This is a genomic window from Candidatus Latescibacterota bacterium (genome assembly GCA_019038625.1).
GTDB lineage: Bacteria > Krumholzibacteriota > Krumholzibacteriia > Krumholzibacteriales > Krumholzibacteriaceae > JAGLYV01.
This window is the reverse complement of the sequence record JAHOYU010000062.1, coordinates 1-15,265: the sequence shown is the minus strand read 5'-3', so window position 1 is coordinate 15,265 and position 15,265 is coordinate 1. Positions and strand designations below refer to the sequence as shown.

Genomic DNA, 15,265 nt, shown 5'->3' with positions numbered 1-15,265 from the left:
CGATAGGTGACGGCCCGGCCCCGAAAACAGGAGTTGAAAAGTGAGCAAGGCAACAGGAACAAGAAGATCAGCGAGGCTGAGCAGGCGTACAAGGGTGCGCAAGAAGATTCATGGCACGACAGAGAGACCGCGTCTTTCGGTCTACCGGAGTCTCAGCCATATCTACGCCCAGGTCATCGATGATGTCACCGGGAAGACACTGGCTTCGGCGTCCAGTCTGAAGCTGACGCTTGCGGCAGAGCCAGAGCCGGCGGCAGAGACCCCGGAAGATGGGAAAAAGGGCAAGAAGGGCAAGAAGAAGGCGCCGCTTAGCACTAAGATCCGTCGCTCCGTCGAAGTAGGCAAGGCTATTGCCGAGAAGGCGAAGGAGAATGGGATCGAGACGGTCGTGTTCGACAGGAACGGATTTCTATATCATGGAAGAGTAGCGGCGCTCGCGGATGCGGCCCGCAAGAACGGTCTCAGGTTTTAACCAGGAAAATCCCGCTACGGTGGGACGATCGCCCACGGGGGTACAATAGTTGGAAAATAGAGAACAAGGCAGAGGCCAGGGCAGAGGTAAACAGAGAGACGGCGGTCGCAGAGACGGCCGTGGGGGACGCAGGGACCGAAGAGAAGATACCGGTCCTGAACTTCTCGAGCAGACTGTCCATATTAATCGTGTAGCGAAGGTAGTCAAGGGTGGACGAAGGTTCAGCTTTAACGCTCTCGTTGCGGTAGGCGACGGAATGGGAAAAGTCGGCGTAGGCCTGGGCAAGGCTAACGAGATCAGTGACGCGATCCGCAAGGCCGGAGAAGAGGCCCGCAAATGCATGATCACCATCCCGATGGTCGCAGGGACCATACCTTATAAGGTGGTGGGTGTATTTGGCGCCGCGCGAGTCCTGATGAAACCAGCTTCGCCCGGTACCGGAGTAATCGCCGGTGGAGGCGTTCGTTCGGTGCTGGAAGTCGCCGGTGTAAAGGATGTACTGACCAAGTCGCTCGGATCAAACAATCCGCATAATATGGTAAAAGCAACGATGGTCGGGCTGAAGGCCCTGAAAAGTGCAAAGTCGGTAGCGAAGAAGCGCGGCATGTCGGTCAGCAAACTTTTTGGTCTTAAGGACCAGGTGAAGGAAGCTCCAGCGAAAGTCGAAGAGGCTCCCGCCGGAGAGCAGGCATCAGCCGAACAGGGCTAGAAAGAACAGGTCCGTGCCGGAAGGCAGGGGTTGCCAGGGTAGGGGCGCGGCGTCAGACGGCGAGCGTATCCCGGCCGAACAATAGCGAGGAAGCAAGATGGCGAAGAAATTGAAAATCACACAAGTGCGGAGCATCATCCACTCTCAGGAGAAGAAGCACAAGGTAGTGATGGAGTCTCTGGGGTTCAAGAGGAACTATCGCACGTTGTATAAGAACGACAATCCACAGATCAGGGGAATGCTTGAAAAAGTGCGTCACCTTGTGGCCGTGGTAGAGATCGACGAGAAGGATATTCCTGCCCCCGTGAAGAAGACGGCCGGTTTTACCGTGATTGAAGCGGCCAGGCCTGATGCCGGAGCACCGGCTGAAGCTGCCGGGGCTGACGAAGAGGAATAATAAAGTCCGGTAGTTAACCCGGATAGCTCGAGAAAAACAAGATTCAAGGAGCGCGCAGAAGATGAAGCTTAACGAGATCAGCCCGGCAGCGGGAGCTGTCAAAAAGAGAAAAAGGATCGGTTGCGGTCCCGGGTCGGGGCATGGAAAGACCTCCTGTAAGGGCCATAAGGGCCAGAACTGCCGTAGTGGTGGTGGCGTCCCACCCTGGTTCGAGGGCGGGCAGATGCCACTCCAGAGGAGGCTCCCGAAGAGAGGGTTTCACAATATCTTCAGAACTGCTAACCAGGTTGTCAATGTTGGTAGCCTTTCGCAGTTTGAAAAAGGTACGAAAATCAATCGTGGTGTCCTGGTTGAAGCCGGACTCGTCAAGAAGGCTTCTCTTCCCGTCAAGATTCTTGGGCAGGGAGAGTTGAAAGTCGCTCTGGACGTCGAAGTAGACGGCGTGAGCAGATCCGCGGCGAAGACAATTATCGACGCGGGTGGTAGTGTCAGTCTCGTTTCAGGCAAGAAGATACCCGAGCTTGATAAAGAGGAGCAGAAATAATGCTAAAGAAGTTTCAGGATATATTCAGTATTCCGGAGCTTAAGAAACGGATCCTTTTTACGATCGGATTGCTGATCATCTACAGGATCGGTGGCCATATCACCGCTCCAGGCGTAAATCCGCTTGCCCTGAAAGCGTTTTTTCAGACACAGTCGGGTACGATCTTTGCGCTGTACGATCTTTTCGCCGGCGGTAACCTCAGCCGTGCGACGATCTTTGCGCTTGGTATCATGCCGTACATCAGCGCTTCGATTATTATACAGCTTCTCCAGGCGGTCATCCCTTATTTCGAGAAACTGGCGAAAGAGGGAGAAGAGGGGCGCAAGAAGATCACACAGTACACCCGTTATGGAACGGTGGGACTTGCGATCATTCAGTCGTTCGGTATAGCCATCTTCCTGCAGAATCTTAATGTAGGCGGAGCTCCAGTAGTGACAATGGCGAACCTTCCGTTCAAGCTCCTTACCATGATCACGCTGACAGCCGGTACGATCTTCGTCATGTGGCTGGGAGAGCAGATATCGGAGAGAGGTATCGGAAACGGTATTTCGCTGATTATCATGGTCGGTATCCTCGCTCGCTACCCGACGGATTTCCTCAACACCTGGCGCGCTATAAGCCTTGGCAATATGACACCTTTCAGGATGATATTTTTTGCCGCGATAATGGTGATGGTGGTAGCCTCGGTCATTCTGATAACTCAGGGGCAGAGAAGGATCCCTGTACAATACGCAAAAAGGATAGTCGGCCGCAGGGTTTACGGGGGCCGGTCTCAGTATATCCCGCTCAGGGTCAATACAGCCGGTGTCATCCCGATCATCTTTGCGCAGTCGATCCTTATGTTCCCCACGACGATAGCTTCTTTTTTCAACGTGGGATTTCTTGAGGGCATTCAGCAGTGGCTGGCTCCCTCGTCGTGGCTGTATGTGACAATTTATTCACTGATAATCATATTCTTCACTTACTTCTACACGGCTATCATCCTCAACCCCGTAGATCTTGCTGATAACATGCAGAAGTACGGTGGGTTCATTCCCGGGATAAGACCTGGTAAAAGGACGAGTGACTATATTGACAGGATCCTCACGAGGGTCACTTTGCCGGGAGCTATCTTCCTGGCATTTATCGCGGTACTTCCGGATATCCTGATCTATCGAGGCGGTCTGCCGTTCAGGTTCGGTGGTACGGGACTCCTCATCATCGTCGGGGTCATGCTCGATACGCTCCAGCAGATCGAGACTCACCTGTTGATGAGGCATTATGACGGATTCATGAAGAAGGGCAAGCTGCGCGGAAGGCGCTAGGCTCTTCAGCGCTTTCTCAACAGGAAGTGCTGGAAATAGAAAGGCAGCAGGTTGGCTGGTAAACATATAATCATTCTTGGTCCTCCGGGGTCCGGCAAGGGAACGCAGGCTGTGCGGATAGCGGATCAACTTTCCCTGAGACATCTTTCAACGGGAGACCTCCTGAGGGAAGCTGTGACCGGCGGAAAAGATCTCGGGCTGAAGGCGAAGACATTCATGGACCGCGGGCTTCTCGTTCCGGATGAGCTTATGCTCGGTCTGGTACAGGAACAGCTCGGAGGCGAAGAGGGTGGATGGATACTGGATGGTTTTCCAAGGACGCTGCCGCAGGCGGAGGCTCTCAGCGCGATGCTCGAGGGTAATGGAGTGATCGTCGACCACATCCTGTCGATCGATGTCGATCCACAGGTGGTCGTGAAGCGTGTAAGCGGCAGGCGGGTCTGTGAGGACTGCAAGGCTGTCTACAACATCGAGACCCTGGAGAAGGGTGAAGATACGCTCTGCGAGAAATGTGGCGGAAAGCTGATCAAGAGAGCCGATGACGAGGAAGCGACAATCCTGAGACGCTTCGAGGTCTACAAGGACAAGACTGAGCCGGTCCTGGATTATTATAAAAGCAGGGTCGATGGCATAGTGGCCGTTGATGGATCGAAGAAGATAGACGAGATTACAGCGGAGATAATCCGCGCTTTGCAATGATAGTTATTAAGACCGAGCCGGAACTGGAACTGATGCGCGCGAGCGCCAGGATCTTGAAAGAGACCTTCGATGAGGTCGGGAAGAATGTCCGACCGGGAGTGACGACCGGAGAACTCGATGCGATAGCCGAGGATTATATCCGGTCACACGAAGGGATCCCTGCTTTCAAGGGTTACCAGGGGTTTCCGGGCACGATATGCTCTTCGGTCAATGAGCAGGTGGTTCACGGGATACCGGGACCAAGAGAGCTCGAAGAGGGGGATATCATCGGGGTCGATATGGGAGTGATCCACCGGGAGTTCTACTCCGATGCGACCAGGACATACGCTGTCGGAGAGGTCTCTAACGAGGCCAGGCAGTTGATGAGGGTGACGAAAGAGGCTCTCGACCTGGGTATTGACAAGGTCAGGCCGGGGAACCATCTTTCCGACATATCGCATGCTGTACAGAAGCATGCGGAGAGCCACGGGTACTCGGTTGTAAAGGTACTCGTGGGGCACGGGATCGGCAGAAGGATGCACGAAGAACCGCAGATCCCGAATTTCGGCCCTCCTGGGCAGGGCCCGATCCTCAAGCCGGGGATGGTACTGGCTCTGGAGCCGATGGTGAACGCCGGCGCGAGTAATGTGCTGACGCTCGAGGATAACTGGACCTTTGTTACGGTGGATGGGAAATTATCCTGTCACTTCGAAGATACCGTAGCAGTCACCGATGCGGGACCTGAGATCTTAACGAGGTGACCGCACGACACGCAGGCTGCTTCGGGCGGAATATCGATTCTGCTCACATCGCGGAGATCACCGGCTGAAGTTAGGGCCGGAAAGTGACACGCGAAGAAAGAGAAAGGCTGGATGGCCAAGCAGAAAGGAATACCGGTAGAGGGAACTGTCGTAGAGGCGCTGCCTAATGCTATGTTCAGGGTAGAACTCGAGAACAAGCATATTGTGCTTGCCCATGTCTCTGGAAAGATGCGGATGCATTTCATCCGGATCCTGCCGGGTGACAGGGTGGCACTGGAGCTGAGTCCCTACGATCTGGGAAGAGGACGGATAACTTACCGGTATAAATGAGCTGGTTCAAGGGGCCGTTATCCGGAGACAGTTCCGGGGCCTGACAGCTCGTTGATGTTTCGCTGGTAATGTTCACTGCCGAACGCGGATGATCCCTGTGGTCGGCAGGAAGATCGAAAAGGAAGAAGAAAGATGAAAGTAAGAAGCTCAATAAAGAAAATGTGCCCTGGATGCAAGATAGTAAGGCGCAAGGGAGTTCTTCGCGTTATCTGCAAGAACCCCAAGCACAAGCAGCGTCAGGGTTAGGGCTGTCTGAGATCTGGATAACGAAAGGAGAAAGCCTGTGGCGCGTATAGTCGGAGTCGATATACCCGACAACAAGCATGTCGAGATCGCTTTGACCTATATCTTCGGATTGGGTCGCACGAGTGCTCGAAAGATACTCGAAAAGGCGGAAGTGCCCTGTAATATCAAGACGAGGGACCTGACAGAGGACCAGAAAGTCAAGATCAGGGATATAATCGAAGACGAATATAATACCGAGGGTTCACTTCGCACGGAAATCACGATGAACATCAAACGATTGATGGATATCGGGTCTTATCGTGGTATCAGACACAGACACGGTCTTCCGGTTCACGGGCAGCGTACGCATACTAATGCTCGTACGAGGAAAGGACCGCGCAACCGTCCGGGTTCGAAGAGGAAAAAGTAATATTATTCGCATGATGAACGCCCCGGCGATGACCGGGGGGGTTAGGTAATTCGAGAGGGAGGTTCCCAATTGGCCCGTCCACAGAGGTCGAAGAAGAAAAAGATCAAGAATGTTGATGCGTATGGCGTAGCCCATATTAAATCTACTTTCAATAATACGATCATTTCTATCACCGACCGTGAAGGAGCCGTTATTTCCTGGTGCAGTCCTGGAAAGCTCGGCTACAAGGGCTCTCGCAAGAGCACGCCGTTCGCCGCACAGCAGGCAGCCCAGACCGTTGCTCGCGAAGTGATGGCACTGGGTATGAAAAAGGTAGAAGCATGGATCAAGGGTCCCGGCCCGGGCAGAGAAGCGGCCATCCGTTCACTCCGTGCCGCCGGTCTTGATGTATCAAGCATAAAGGACTGTACACCGATTCCACACAACGGTGTAAGGTTGAAAAAACGCAGAAGAATGTAGTTCAGTGATTCGACCCTGAAAAGGTCGGGGAGGTAGGATTAGATGGCAAGATATACGGGTCCCGTTTGCAAACTATGCAGACGTGAAGGAACAAAACTGTTCCTCAAGGGGGACCGCTGTCATTCTGACCGATGTGCTATAGAGAAGAGGAATTATCCTCCAGGCGAGCACGGAAGGTCAAGGTTCAGCAGAAGAAGCAATTATCGCGTGCAGCTGAGAGAGAAACAGAAGTTGCGTCGTATGTATCAGGTGCTCGAACGCCAGTTCCGCAATTATTTCAAGAGAGCGGCGAAGATGAAGGGCGTAACGGGTGAGAACCTGCTCAGGCTCCTCGAAGGCAGACTGGATAACATGGTCTTCAGGATGGGATTTGCTCCCTCGCGCGCAACGGCGAGACAGCTGATCCTTCATAACCATTTCGAGGTCAATGGCAGAAAAGTGAACATTCCCTCTTTCAAAGTCACTCCGGGAGACCGGGTTAGCCTCAGAGAGAAGAGCAGGAATCTGCTCGTAACAGAAGAAGCTCTCAAGGCCTATGGCAGCAGAGGAACGGTTCCTTATATATCTGTTGATGTAAGTAAGAAGGAAGGCACATATATCGAGGAACCGACGAGGGACGTTATCCCGGTTCCGATCGAAATGAACCTTATTGTGGAGCTTTACTCCAAGTAATGTGGTGCCTGGCCGTAGCGCTCTGAAGCTTCGGCCGGTGCCGGAATACCGCTCAAGGAGGAACGCGTAGATGAAATGGCGTAACCTTTTAATGCCGAAAGAAATCGTGATGGATCAGTCCACCGCGACTCCGAAGTACGCAAGTTTTATGGTGGAACCGCTCGAGCGCGGATTCGGTAATACCATCGGTAACGCGCTCAGGCGCACGCTGCTCTCTTCCATACAGGGTGCGGCTGTTACCGCGGTCAAGGCCGATAAAGTGCTCCATGAGTTCAGTACTATCAAGGGTGTCAAGGAAGACGTTACGGATATCGTGCTCAACCTGAAGCAGCTCATCGTCGTCATGCATTGTGATGATCCGAGATTTCTGACTCTCGAGACTAACAAGAAGGGCGAGATCACTGCCGCCGACATCCAGGAAAACCCGGAGATCGAGATACTGAACAAGGATCTCGTTATCGCGACGTGTACGGAGAAGGCCAAGGTCAGGATGGAGATCCTCATCGGCCATGGACGTGGATACGTAGGTTCGGAGACCCACAATCTCGAAGACTACGATATCGGGCTAATCCCGATGGACTCCAATTTCAGCCCTGTGACCAAGGTCAACTACTCGGTCAAGGACACCAGGGTCGGACAGAAGACGGATTACGATTCGCTGACACTGGAGATCACGACGAATGGAAGCGCTAGCCCCGAGGACGCTCTCGGGTTTGCGTCCAAGATCCTCAAGGATCACATGCTTCTCTTCATACATTTTGAAGAAGAGCCTGAAGAAGAAATAGAAGAAGTCGTCAATGAGGAACAGGAAAAGATGAAGGAACTCCTCGGCAGGAGTGTCGATGAACTCGAGCTTTCCGTACGTTCTTCGAACTGCCTCAAGGCTGCAAATATCAAATCACTTGGCGAGCTGGTACCGAAGTCGGAGAGCGATATGCTCAAATACCGGAACTTCGGCCGCAAGAGTCTCAAGGAGATCGCTGATATTCTCGACGGTATGGGGCTTCACCTGGGCATGGATATGAATGACCTGCTCGGCGGTGAAACAGAGAATTCAGAGGAGAAGAAGTAATGCGGCATAATCATGGATACAGGAAGCTCAACAAGACCGCCTCACACCGAAAGGCTATGCTGCGGAACATGGTTACTTCCCTGTTCGACAAGGAAAGAATAACTACCACAACGGCAAAGGCCAAAGAGGCAAGGCGTGTAGCCGATCGGATGATAACCTTCGCAAAAAAAGGTGATCTTGCTTCGAGACGTCATGTTGCGAAGACAGTTCAGAATCCGAAGATACTAAAGAAGCTCTTCGAAGACATCGGTCCGAGATTCGAAAGCAGGCCGGGCGGATACACAAGAGTAATGAAGCTCGGCGAGCGCAAGGGTGACAATGCCGATACGTCGATTCTCGAACTGGTCGGTGAGAAAGATAAGCCACGCGGCAAGAAAAAGAAGCCGATGAAAACATATCACAAGGTCGATATCCCAGGTGATCCTGTCGAAGCGGCGAATAAGGCTGCAAAGGAAGCTGAGGAGAAAGCCGCGGTAGAGGCGAAAGCTGCCGCTGAAGCGGAAAAGAAGGCTGAAGAGGAAGCCGCCGCTGCCGCAGCTGAAGCAGAGAAGGCTGAAGCCGGGTCAGAAGAAACGGCCGAAGGCGATACCGATGAAGGTAAAGCTGCTGCCGGGGACGAGACGAAGAAGAAGTAGTTCTTCTTCCGGCAAAATGGCTGGTTGAATAAAGATAACGGGAGCTGTCATTATGACGGTTCCCGTTTTGTCTTTATGGCTCACGACCGTAGCATTTATGCTACGGTACAGGGGGTATACCGTAGCGTTGTTGCAACGGTACAAAGGGTTGATCTGCAGCTTTTTAAGCGGAAAAGGTGACTGGTATAGAATAATCGATTGCGGTATGGGTTGGATACACGATGGTTACATGGTATCTTCTGTGAGATCAGAATGGTCGGCCTGGTGTAGATGATCGGGAGACCGGGCGTTACAGAAATTGGGGCTGGTAATGGTCGAGCATGTTATAAGTCGACCTTGAAAGGCGACAAATGGCGGTAATCGCAACTGTCATCCTTCCTGTTTTCTTTGTCGTGACTCTAGGATATCTGGCTCGGAAATACGGGAAGCTGGATGAGCGTGTCCTGTCCCGGGTACAGATGTATATTCTGACCCCTGCCCTGATATTTATGACAATGGCCGGGTCGAATGCCGATAACGGGCTGATCATGAAGGTCTTGCTCCACGTGACACTTCTTTCGATCCTGCTTTATATAGCGGCGCAATTATACGGCGTGCTGAGAAAAGTCGATTCCATAGAACGAAACGCTATCTCCATGTCGGCGCTTTTCACGAACAGCGGGTTTTACGGAATTCCCGTCTGCATGCTTGCCTTCGGCGAGCAGGGGGTGGTCTTCGCATCGATCTACGTAGTCTGTTCTTCGGCTATACAGGCGACGGCGGGCGTCTATATTGCCAGCGCGGGAAACAGGAAACCGCTGGAAGCCCTCGCGACCGTCTTCAAGGTGCCTCTTGTCTACGCGATTATATTCGGCAGGCTTCTCTCTCAGACCGGCATGCTTCCTCCCGAACCGTTCATGAAGATGATCAGGCTTTTGGGTCAGGCTGCGATCCCGCTGGGTCTGCTCCTTCTCGGTATGCAACTGCAGAAGATAATCTCCGGACGGATATCTGGAAGGAAAACCACAAAGGATGTCCCTTCAGGTGAGACAAAGAAATTTGATGAAGTCGATGTTCGAATTACTGGAAGGCCTAACGGCGCGGTACTCAATGGAGTGGCCGCCGGGATGATCAAGATCGTGGGCGGGTTCTTTTTCGGATTGATCCTCTTGAGATTATTCGAGTTTGATCCCATTTTAAGAAATGTGATCCTGATCGAATCGGCAATGCCTACCGCGGTGAACGCCGTTGTATTCGCGACCGAGTTCGACTGCAGACCCAGGCTGGTCACTATCGCGATCCTTACATCGACTCTGGTCAGCATCGTCAGTATATCATTGATATTGAACTGGCTTGGATGACCGTACGGGGATATGAACGTGAACCGCAAGAATATCGACAAGGCAGAAGCCTCCCCGGGCATAGAAACTCCGGCAAGCGCCGCCGAGACTGTCGATCTGTTCAGAAGATTCAATGACAAGAAGAAACACGGACAGGATATCCGTGTCTGCATTCAGGACAGTCCTTTCTGTCCCGCGGATCAAAGTGATCATTTCCTTCTTTCCAGCGGCAGTATGAATGAGATCAGTGAAGTCTCCAGGAAAGATATGCTCGCTGTATGCGGAGGAGGAGTCACTCTCGCAGAGCTGCGAAGATCAGTCGAAGCCGAAGGTCTGTTCTTCCCCTATGATCCTGAGCTTGCTTCGTCTGATCTGACTATTGGCGCTCTCGTGATGGATGGGGGAGTGTCGAGGTATGAAAGGGAGTACGGCCGGTTGAGGGAATCGATCCTTTCTATAGAGATCGTGACTCCTGCTGGAGATCTGATCCATACGGGGTCGCGGAGCATTAAAGATGTTGCAGGATACGAGCTCGCGGGCCTTTTTACTGGAGGGGGAGGTCAGTATGGATTGATCACCTCCGTGACCCTGAGGCTGCTTCCTGTCAATTCCGCTATTTCGGAGATAGTTGTCACGGGCGAAAGATCCAGGCTCGAAGGAATAGAATCGGGGATGTATAAATTCCTGTCTTTTGATCTGAGAGGACCTTTGGCGCTTCCTGGACCACCGGCATTCGGCTGGTCGTCTCTCGCTCCTCACAGAAATATCGTCATATGGCCCGAATCTTCCGGGGCTGGCCCGGGAGAGAGCTGCCGCGACGAGGAAGAGATATTAAGATATGTGAAAGAGAACTTTTCCCCGGGCGCGAGGTTTCGGGGAGGGTATATAGAGGCCTCCGGCGAAGGAATCGCCATTCGGAGAGTTAGACCGGATGACAGCGCGGGAGGGTTGGCCGGGCTTTCAGCAAAACTGGAAAAAGGTGCTGCCATTTCGAAAATATCATGCAGGATCAGGAGACTCTTCGATCCTGAGGGGATAATAGATGACGGGTTCGCAGATGATTGAAAAGGACAGAAAAGATATCACCAGGGATCTTCTGCTGTGTAATCGTTGCGGAGGGTGCAGGTCGGTCTGCCCTGTCTACGATGTGATCCGGGAGGAATGGGGAGGATCCAGGGGGAAGGTAGAAGTGGCGGAGGCTTTCTTCAGGGGAGAGGAGATCGCCGACAGGGAATTATTGAGAGTCTTCGATCTATGCCTTCACTGCATGGCCTGTGAGGAGAGTTGTCCATCGGGGATGAGAGCTGACGAGATCGTACTCGCTGTTCGCACAGAAATGGCGAAGAGAGGGCTAATGCCCTGGGCGAAGAAGGTTGTTCTTAAATTACTCGGTTCAATGGATTCAGTCGCTTTCAGGATAATGAGAGCGTTCGGAATATCAAGAAAGGGAAGGCTGCAAGGGTATGGTACGAGAAGTCCTGTTGGATTCCTCTATCCTCTCCTTGGGTGGTCCTCAAAGAGATCGTTTCCCCTTCCGCGGGCGAAGGCGTTTCTCGGAAACAACCCGGAACTCTTTCCAGCGACGAAGCTCGATGGTATTCTGCCTGAGGAATCAGGAGCGGATGAAATTCTCCTGTCAGCAGTCAGGGCGGCGAGGGCCCGGAACATCGAGAAGAAGACCCGGGTCCTGTATTTCATCGGGGACAGCATAAATCATTTTTTCCCGGAAGAGGCTGAATCGGTCGTATGGGTGCTGAACCTGATCGGGATCGATGTAATTGTTCCTGTCGACCAGGCGTGTTGCGGAGCCCCCTTCTTCTATTCGGGCGATATCGATTCGGCGAGGAAGGCCGCCGTAGATGTGGTCGAGTGTCTTTCGGCTCATGAATACAAGTGGATCATCACTTCCTGTTCGTCAGGGGGAAAGATGCTGAAGAGCGAATACCCCAGGCTTTTCGACCTCAATGATGACGGCTTCTTTAAGGTGGAGTGGGATGAAAAGAGCGAGGTCTTTTACAGGAATGATGACGCTCCGGGTTCGATCAGGCCCCAGGCGGAGAAACTGCGAAGGGCCGGAGAAGGCTATCTGGAAAAAGTCGAGGGAAAAGTCCGTGACATAAACGAACTTCTGGCAATAGAACTTATTGATAAACACAACACGGACAGTGAGGGTCGGGAAAAGGATGCTGGAAAATTGCCTGTGGTCACCTATCATCATCCATGCCATCTCGGGAGGGGGCAGGGAGTCAAACGTCAGCCTGAAGCTCTTCTCGAATTGCTTCCGGGGTATCGGTATGTGGAGATGCCCGACGCGGACAGATGTTGTGGAGGTGGCGGATTCTTTACCTTCGTGCATGATGATATTTCCAGCAAGGTCGGCAGTGTAAAGGCTGATGCGATCGCTGCGGTCCAGCCAGATGTCGTGGCCACCGCCTGCCCGGTCTGCAGGATACAGTTGATGGACATTATCAGCAGGAGGGCAGAAGGGAACGTTGAATCTCAAATGCCACTTAAATCAGGGATCTCGGTGACATCTCCGCCCGAGCTTCTCGCTTCAGAACTCCATAGGATAATAGCCGGTTAAGTCAACCCAGACAGGTAGTTCTAAAGAATCCAGGGCAGTTTACCGAACTCTAAAAGAGCGTTGACAACGGACTTGACTATTACTATTATTGAAGACCTGCGAGGCACAGACCTTGCTGAAATATAGATATTACGTGCTCCTCAGTAGCTCAATTGGTAGAGCATTCGGCTGTTAACCGAAGGGTTGTAGGTTCAAGTCCTACCTGAGGAGCCAATTTTCATTTAGGGCCTTTTCGGGGGCTTTTTCCTTTATCAGGCGTTCTTCCTCTGCCACTCCATCTGCAATTAAATCAAAGGGCTTACGCAGTTCGCCTTTTGCTATTCCACCTTCCAGAGTGCAGTTCCAATATAGCAAATCGAGTAATTTACGCTTTTCGAAAGAATCCTGCATAACATAAAGGGAGTAAGCCTTTTGAGCGAGTTCTAATATCCTGACGCCGTTCTCCAGATAATCCTTCCCAGCAGTCCGGTGTTCCTCGATCAGCTCTGTTATTTTATCCTGCCGGCTTTGATACTCTTTAAATTTACTCTTCCAAAAATTCGGCGGAATGACATCCTCCAGTTTATCTTCATAGAGTTTGTCTATCTTCCAACTCAATCCTTCATACTCTGATTCCAGTTTTCTAATTTCTTCAGCTTTGTATTTCTTTTCTTCCTGATGACTCTCTTTCAATGCCTCAATAATCCACTCAAGGCGCTCATCAGTCATTCTGAGCCGCTTTAAAGGTTCTCCTAGCATCTCAGCCAGCCTTGATTCAGTTATTGGCTTCTCGACGCAATTTCCCCTCATTCTTGTGCAGCGGTAGTAAGTGTATTTCTCTTTCTTGAATTCCCCAGTGATCATACAGCCACAATTGCCACATCTTGCTAATCCCCTAAATGCTAAATCATGTTTTCTTTTTGCCGGTTTGCTTTTGTTCCTAACAGCGATCTGAACTCTATCGAATACCTCTCTCGATACTATGGGATTATGACTTCCCTTGTAATAGACACCCTTCCAGACAAAATCTCCGATGTATATTGGATTGATTAGTATCTTGTAGATATTCGACTGAGAAACAGTATTCCCCTTCTTTGATCTCAGTCCTTTTTCTTTCGCATACTTTGTTGCTGATCTTAGAGACATCTTTCCAGATGAATATTCCTCGAACAATTCTCTGATTATCGGAGCCCTTTTGAAATCAACATCAATTCTCTTTGTTTCTCGATTGTTTAAATATCCCAATGGGGCAACAGAAGGCCAGATATTCTGTCTGGCCTTCTCCAACATGCCCTTGCTAGTTTCTTCCGATAGATTGTCGATGTAGTTTTTTGCCAGGACAACTTTAATGTCGTGCATCAATTTCTCGCCTGATTTTGAGTCAGGCGTTAAGATATTCCCCTCTTTGACAAAATGAATTGTCCTGCCGAGATCATCGATTTTTACAACATCTCTGAAATTTCTTGTAAGCCGGTCTGTTTTTTCAACCAGAATGTGTTCAATGCTTCCGTTTTTTCTTAGAAGCTTTACCATTTCCTCGAACTTTTTTCTTCCCGCTTTTTTTGCGCTTTCCACCTCTTCGAATATTTTCTCTATTTTCAGCTTCTCTTTCTTTGCGTACGAGATCAGCAACTCCCTCTGAGAGGATATCGAGAACCCCTTCTCTGATTGTTCCTTGCTTGATACCCTCACATAAATCACGCATTTCTTCACTGTTTCCTCCTATTCCCCAGCCGGTAACTTTTCCTGATACCATATCTTCGTCCCAAAATTCAAGTCCTACTTCTCCGTCTAGGCTTTCATCTGTGACTATGGCTTTCAGTAAATCATTCTCGTCATATATCTTCTGGCATATATTATCTTCTCCATATTTTTCCAGCATTTCCATGTAAAGTGGAGACATTTTCCATTCAATACCACCTTTTTCAAAAGTGTTCAGCTTTATGTCTCTGGATGTTGATATCCTCCGAAATCTTCTAGGAAGAGCTTCCTTTGTTATTTTCGTTAGATACTTCGCCAAGTATTTCCCGATGTCTCTTATCTCTTTCACTTTTTTAATAAACACAATTTTTCCTCCTCCAACTGAAGACCATGCATTACTTGCCCACTTCTGAGCGATGAATCTATCTATTAGAACGTGGAGATGTGGTAATCCTGATTTGTGAGGCTCAACTACACATATGTAGGATATTGCCTTTTTGTTTTTTCTTCCGAGATACACACGAAATTTACTCCACACCTTCCAAATGTATTTGAATGGATTGATATCCTTTGGGATCTTGCTAGGGTCTAGTGTTAAGGTGAGAAAGCGATCTAGTTGTTTCTCCTCTGCAATCTTCGATATATCCTTACATCGCTGCCAAGCCATAATTGGCCCACATCTCTCGCAATCCCACCGCTTGCAGTTAAGTCGTTTGTAGATGTATTTCCACTGTAATCCTGCCTCTAGTATCTTCGTTCTCAGCGCTTTTGATCCGCAAGGCCTGTTACATTTATCCTTCTTAAGATCAAGTGAAGGGGATCCAATCATCTTTTCCTCCCAAACTTCTTCCGCCCTCATCCGTGGAAACAGAAAAAGCGGTGACGATTCCAGCTTCGTGGGGGCTGGTATCGTACCGCTTTCTTTCTTGCTCTTCTGAATGCGTATTCCGGAGCAACCCGGACACTGATTCCGGACGAAGCCGGACACCATTCC

General features: G+C 50.8%; 18 protein-coding genes and 1 tRNA gene. 18 read left to right on the top strand and 1 reads right to left on the bottom strand.

The features are described from left to right. The first annotated feature begins 40 nt into the window (after window positions 1–40). The 18 genes from rplR to KOO63_04455 all read left to right on the top strand — a co-directional run bounded on the left by rplR (window position 41) and on the right by KOO63_04455 (window position 12,804). The gene (rplR, locus tag KOO63_04540; protein ID MBU8921070.1) at window positions 41–472 is read left to right on the top strand and encodes a 50S ribosomal protein L18; all 432 of its coding nucleotides are present in this window, start codon (window positions 41–43) and stop codon (window positions 470–472) included. A 49-nt stretch (window positions 473–521) separates the two neighbouring features. Further along, window positions 522–1,181: a 30S ribosomal protein S5 gene (gene rpsE, locus KOO63_04535; GenBank protein ID MBU8921069.1), complete on the top strand. Its 660-nt coding sequence runs from the start codon at window positions 522–524 to the stop codon at window positions 1,179–1,181. Between the two features lie 97 nt (window positions 1,182–1,278). Further along, on the top strand, window positions 1,279–1,578 hold the full coding sequence (gene rpmD, locus KOO63_04530) for a 50S ribosomal protein L30 (protein ID MBU8921068.1): 300 nt from the start codon (window positions 1,279–1,281) through the stop codon (window positions 1,576–1,578). Between the two features lie 61 nt (window positions 1,579–1,639). Beyond that, window positions 1,640–2,122 carry a 50S ribosomal protein L15 gene (gene rplO, locus KOO63_04525; protein ID MBU8921067.1) on the top strand — a complete coding sequence of 161 codons (483 nt, stop codon included), beginning with the start codon at window positions 1,640–1,642 and terminating at the stop codon, window positions 2,120–2,122. Next, the gene (gene secY / locus KOO63_04520; protein ID MBU8921066.1) at window positions 2,122–3,426 is read left to right on the top strand and encodes a preprotein translocase subunit SecY; all 1,305 of its coding nucleotides are present in this window, start codon (window positions 2,122–2,124) and stop codon (window positions 3,424–3,426) included. The genes rplO and secY overlap by 1 nt, the downstream gene beginning before the upstream one ends. A 51-nt stretch (window positions 3,427–3,477) precedes the next feature. Next, the gene (locus KOO63_04515) at window positions 3,478–4,125 is read left to right on the top strand and encodes an adenylate kinase (GenBank protein ID MBU8921065.1); all 648 of its coding nucleotides are present in this window, start codon (window positions 3,478–3,480) and stop codon (window positions 4,123–4,125) included. Then, complete coding sequence (gene map, locus KOO63_04510; GenBank protein MBU8921064.1) at window positions 4,122–4,865, top strand: type I methionyl aminopeptidase; 744 nt, start codon at window positions 4,122–4,124, stop codon at window positions 4,863–4,865. The genes KOO63_04515 and map overlap by 4 nt, the downstream gene beginning before the upstream one ends. Window positions 4,866–4,976: 111 nt before the next feature. Next, window positions 4,977–5,195: a translation initiation factor IF-1 gene (infA, locus tag KOO63_04505; GenBank protein ID MBU8921063.1), complete on the top strand. Its 219-nt coding sequence runs from the start codon at window positions 4,977–4,979 to the stop codon at window positions 5,193–5,195. A 132-nt stretch (window positions 5,196–5,327) separates the two neighbouring features. Continuing rightward, entirely contained in the window at window positions 5,328–5,441 is a 114-nt protein-coding gene (gene rpmJ / locus KOO63_04500) for a 50S ribosomal protein L36 (GenBank protein MBU8921062.1), read from the top strand. 37 nt (window positions 5,442–5,478) lie between these two features. Next, window positions 5,479–5,850 (top strand): 30S ribosomal protein S13, encoded by a 372-nt coding sequence (rpsM, locus tag KOO63_04495; protein MBU8921061.1) that lies wholly within the window; start codon window positions 5,479–5,481, stop codon window positions 5,848–5,850. Between the two features lie 69 nt (window positions 5,851–5,919). Then, window positions 5,920–6,309 carry a 30S ribosomal protein S11 gene (rpsK, locus tag KOO63_04490; GenBank protein MBU8921060.1) on the top strand — a complete coding sequence of 130 codons (390 nt, stop codon included), beginning with the start codon at window positions 5,920–5,922 and terminating at the stop codon, window positions 6,307–6,309. Between the two features lie 42 nt (window positions 6,310–6,351). Beyond that, complete coding sequence (gene rpsD, locus KOO63_04485) at window positions 6,352–6,981, top strand: 30S ribosomal protein S4 (GenBank protein ID MBU8921059.1); 630 nt, start codon at window positions 6,352–6,354, stop codon at window positions 6,979–6,981. 70 nt (window positions 6,982–7,051) lie between these two features. Next, window positions 7,052–8,053, top strand: coding sequence for a DNA-directed RNA polymerase subunit alpha (locus KOO63_04480; GenBank protein ID MBU8921058.1), 1,002 nt, complete (start codon window positions 7,052–7,054; stop codon window positions 8,051–8,053). After that, the gene (rplQ, locus tag KOO63_04475) at window positions 8,053–8,688 is read left to right on the top strand and encodes a 50S ribosomal protein L17 (protein MBU8921057.1); all 636 of its coding nucleotides are present in this window, start codon (window positions 8,053–8,055) and stop codon (window positions 8,686–8,688) included. Before KOO63_04480 ends, rplQ begins: the two co-directional genes overlap by 1 nt. 350 nt (window positions 8,689–9,038) lie before the next feature. Further along, window positions 9,039–10,028, top strand: coding sequence for an AEC family transporter (locus KOO63_04470; protein ID MBU8921056.1), 990 nt, complete (start codon window positions 9,039–9,041; stop codon window positions 10,026–10,028). An 18-nt stretch (window positions 10,029–10,046) separates the two neighbouring features. Then, entirely contained in the window at window positions 10,047–11,072 is a 1,026-nt protein-coding gene (locus KOO63_04465; protein ID MBU8921055.1) for an FAD-binding oxidoreductase, read from the top strand. Then, window positions 11,050–12,591 (top strand): (Fe-S)-binding protein, encoded by a 1,542-nt coding sequence (locus KOO63_04460; GenBank protein ID MBU8921054.1) that lies wholly within the window; start codon window positions 11,050–11,052, stop codon window positions 12,589–12,591. Before KOO63_04465 ends, KOO63_04460 begins: the two co-directional genes overlap by 23 nt. A gap of 137 nt (window positions 12,592–12,728) precedes the next feature. After that, window positions 12,729–12,804, top strand: a tRNA-Asn gene (locus KOO63_04455). On the opposite strand, the gene KOO63_04450 is transcribed toward KOO63_04455, so the two are convergent. Continuing rightward, window positions 12,790–14,283 carry a recombinase family protein gene (locus KOO63_04450; protein ID MBU8921053.1) on the bottom strand — a complete coding sequence of 498 codons (1,494 nt, stop codon included), beginning with the start codon at window positions 14,281–14,283 and terminating at the stop codon, window positions 12,790–12,792. The two genes, KOO63_04455 and KOO63_04450, sit on opposite strands and share 15 nt — an antisense overlap. Window positions 14,284–15,265: the final 982 nt, after the last annotated feature.

Excerpts from the sequence above, each read along its gene's own strand:
- rpmD (MBU8921068.1), top strand. The coding sequence starts at position 1,279 with ATGGCGAAGAAATTGAAAATCACACAAGTGCGGAGCATCATCCACTCT.
- rplO (MBU8921067.1), top strand. The coding sequence starts at position 1,640 with ATGAAGCTTAACGAGATCAGCCCGGCAGCGGGAGCTGTCAAAAAGAGA.
- secY (MBU8921066.1), top strand. The coding sequence starts at position 2,122 with ATGCTAAAGAAGTTTCAGGATATATTCAGTATTCCGGAGCTTAAGAAA.
- map (MBU8921064.1), top strand. The coding sequence starts at position 4,122 with ATGATAGTTATTAAGACCGAGCCGGAACTGGAACTGATGCGCGCGAGC.
- infA (MBU8921063.1), top strand. The coding sequence starts at position 4,977 with ATGGCCAAGCAGAAAGGAATACCGGTAGAGGGAACTGTCGTAGAGGCG.
- rpmJ (MBU8921062.1), top strand. The coding sequence starts at position 5,328 with ATGAAAGTAAGAAGCTCAATAAAGAAAATGTGCCCTGGATGCAAGATA.
- rpsD (MBU8921059.1), top strand. The coding sequence starts at position 6,352 with ATGGCAAGATATACGGGTCCCGTTTGCAAACTATGCAGACGTGAAGGA.
- KOO63_04480 (MBU8921058.1), top strand. The coding sequence starts at position 7,052 with ATGAAATGGCGTAACCTTTTAATGCCGAAAGAAATCGTGATGGATCAG.
- rplQ (MBU8921057.1), top strand. The coding sequence starts at position 8,053 with ATGCGGCATAATCATGGATACAGGAAGCTCAACAAGACCGCCTCACAC.
- KOO63_04470 (MBU8921056.1), top strand. The coding sequence starts at position 9,039 with ATGGCGGTAATCGCAACTGTCATCCTTCCTGTTTTCTTTGTCGTGACT.
- KOO63_04460 (MBU8921054.1), top strand. The coding sequence starts at position 11,050 with ATGACGGGTTCGCAGATGATTGAAAAGGACAGAAAAGATATCACCAGG.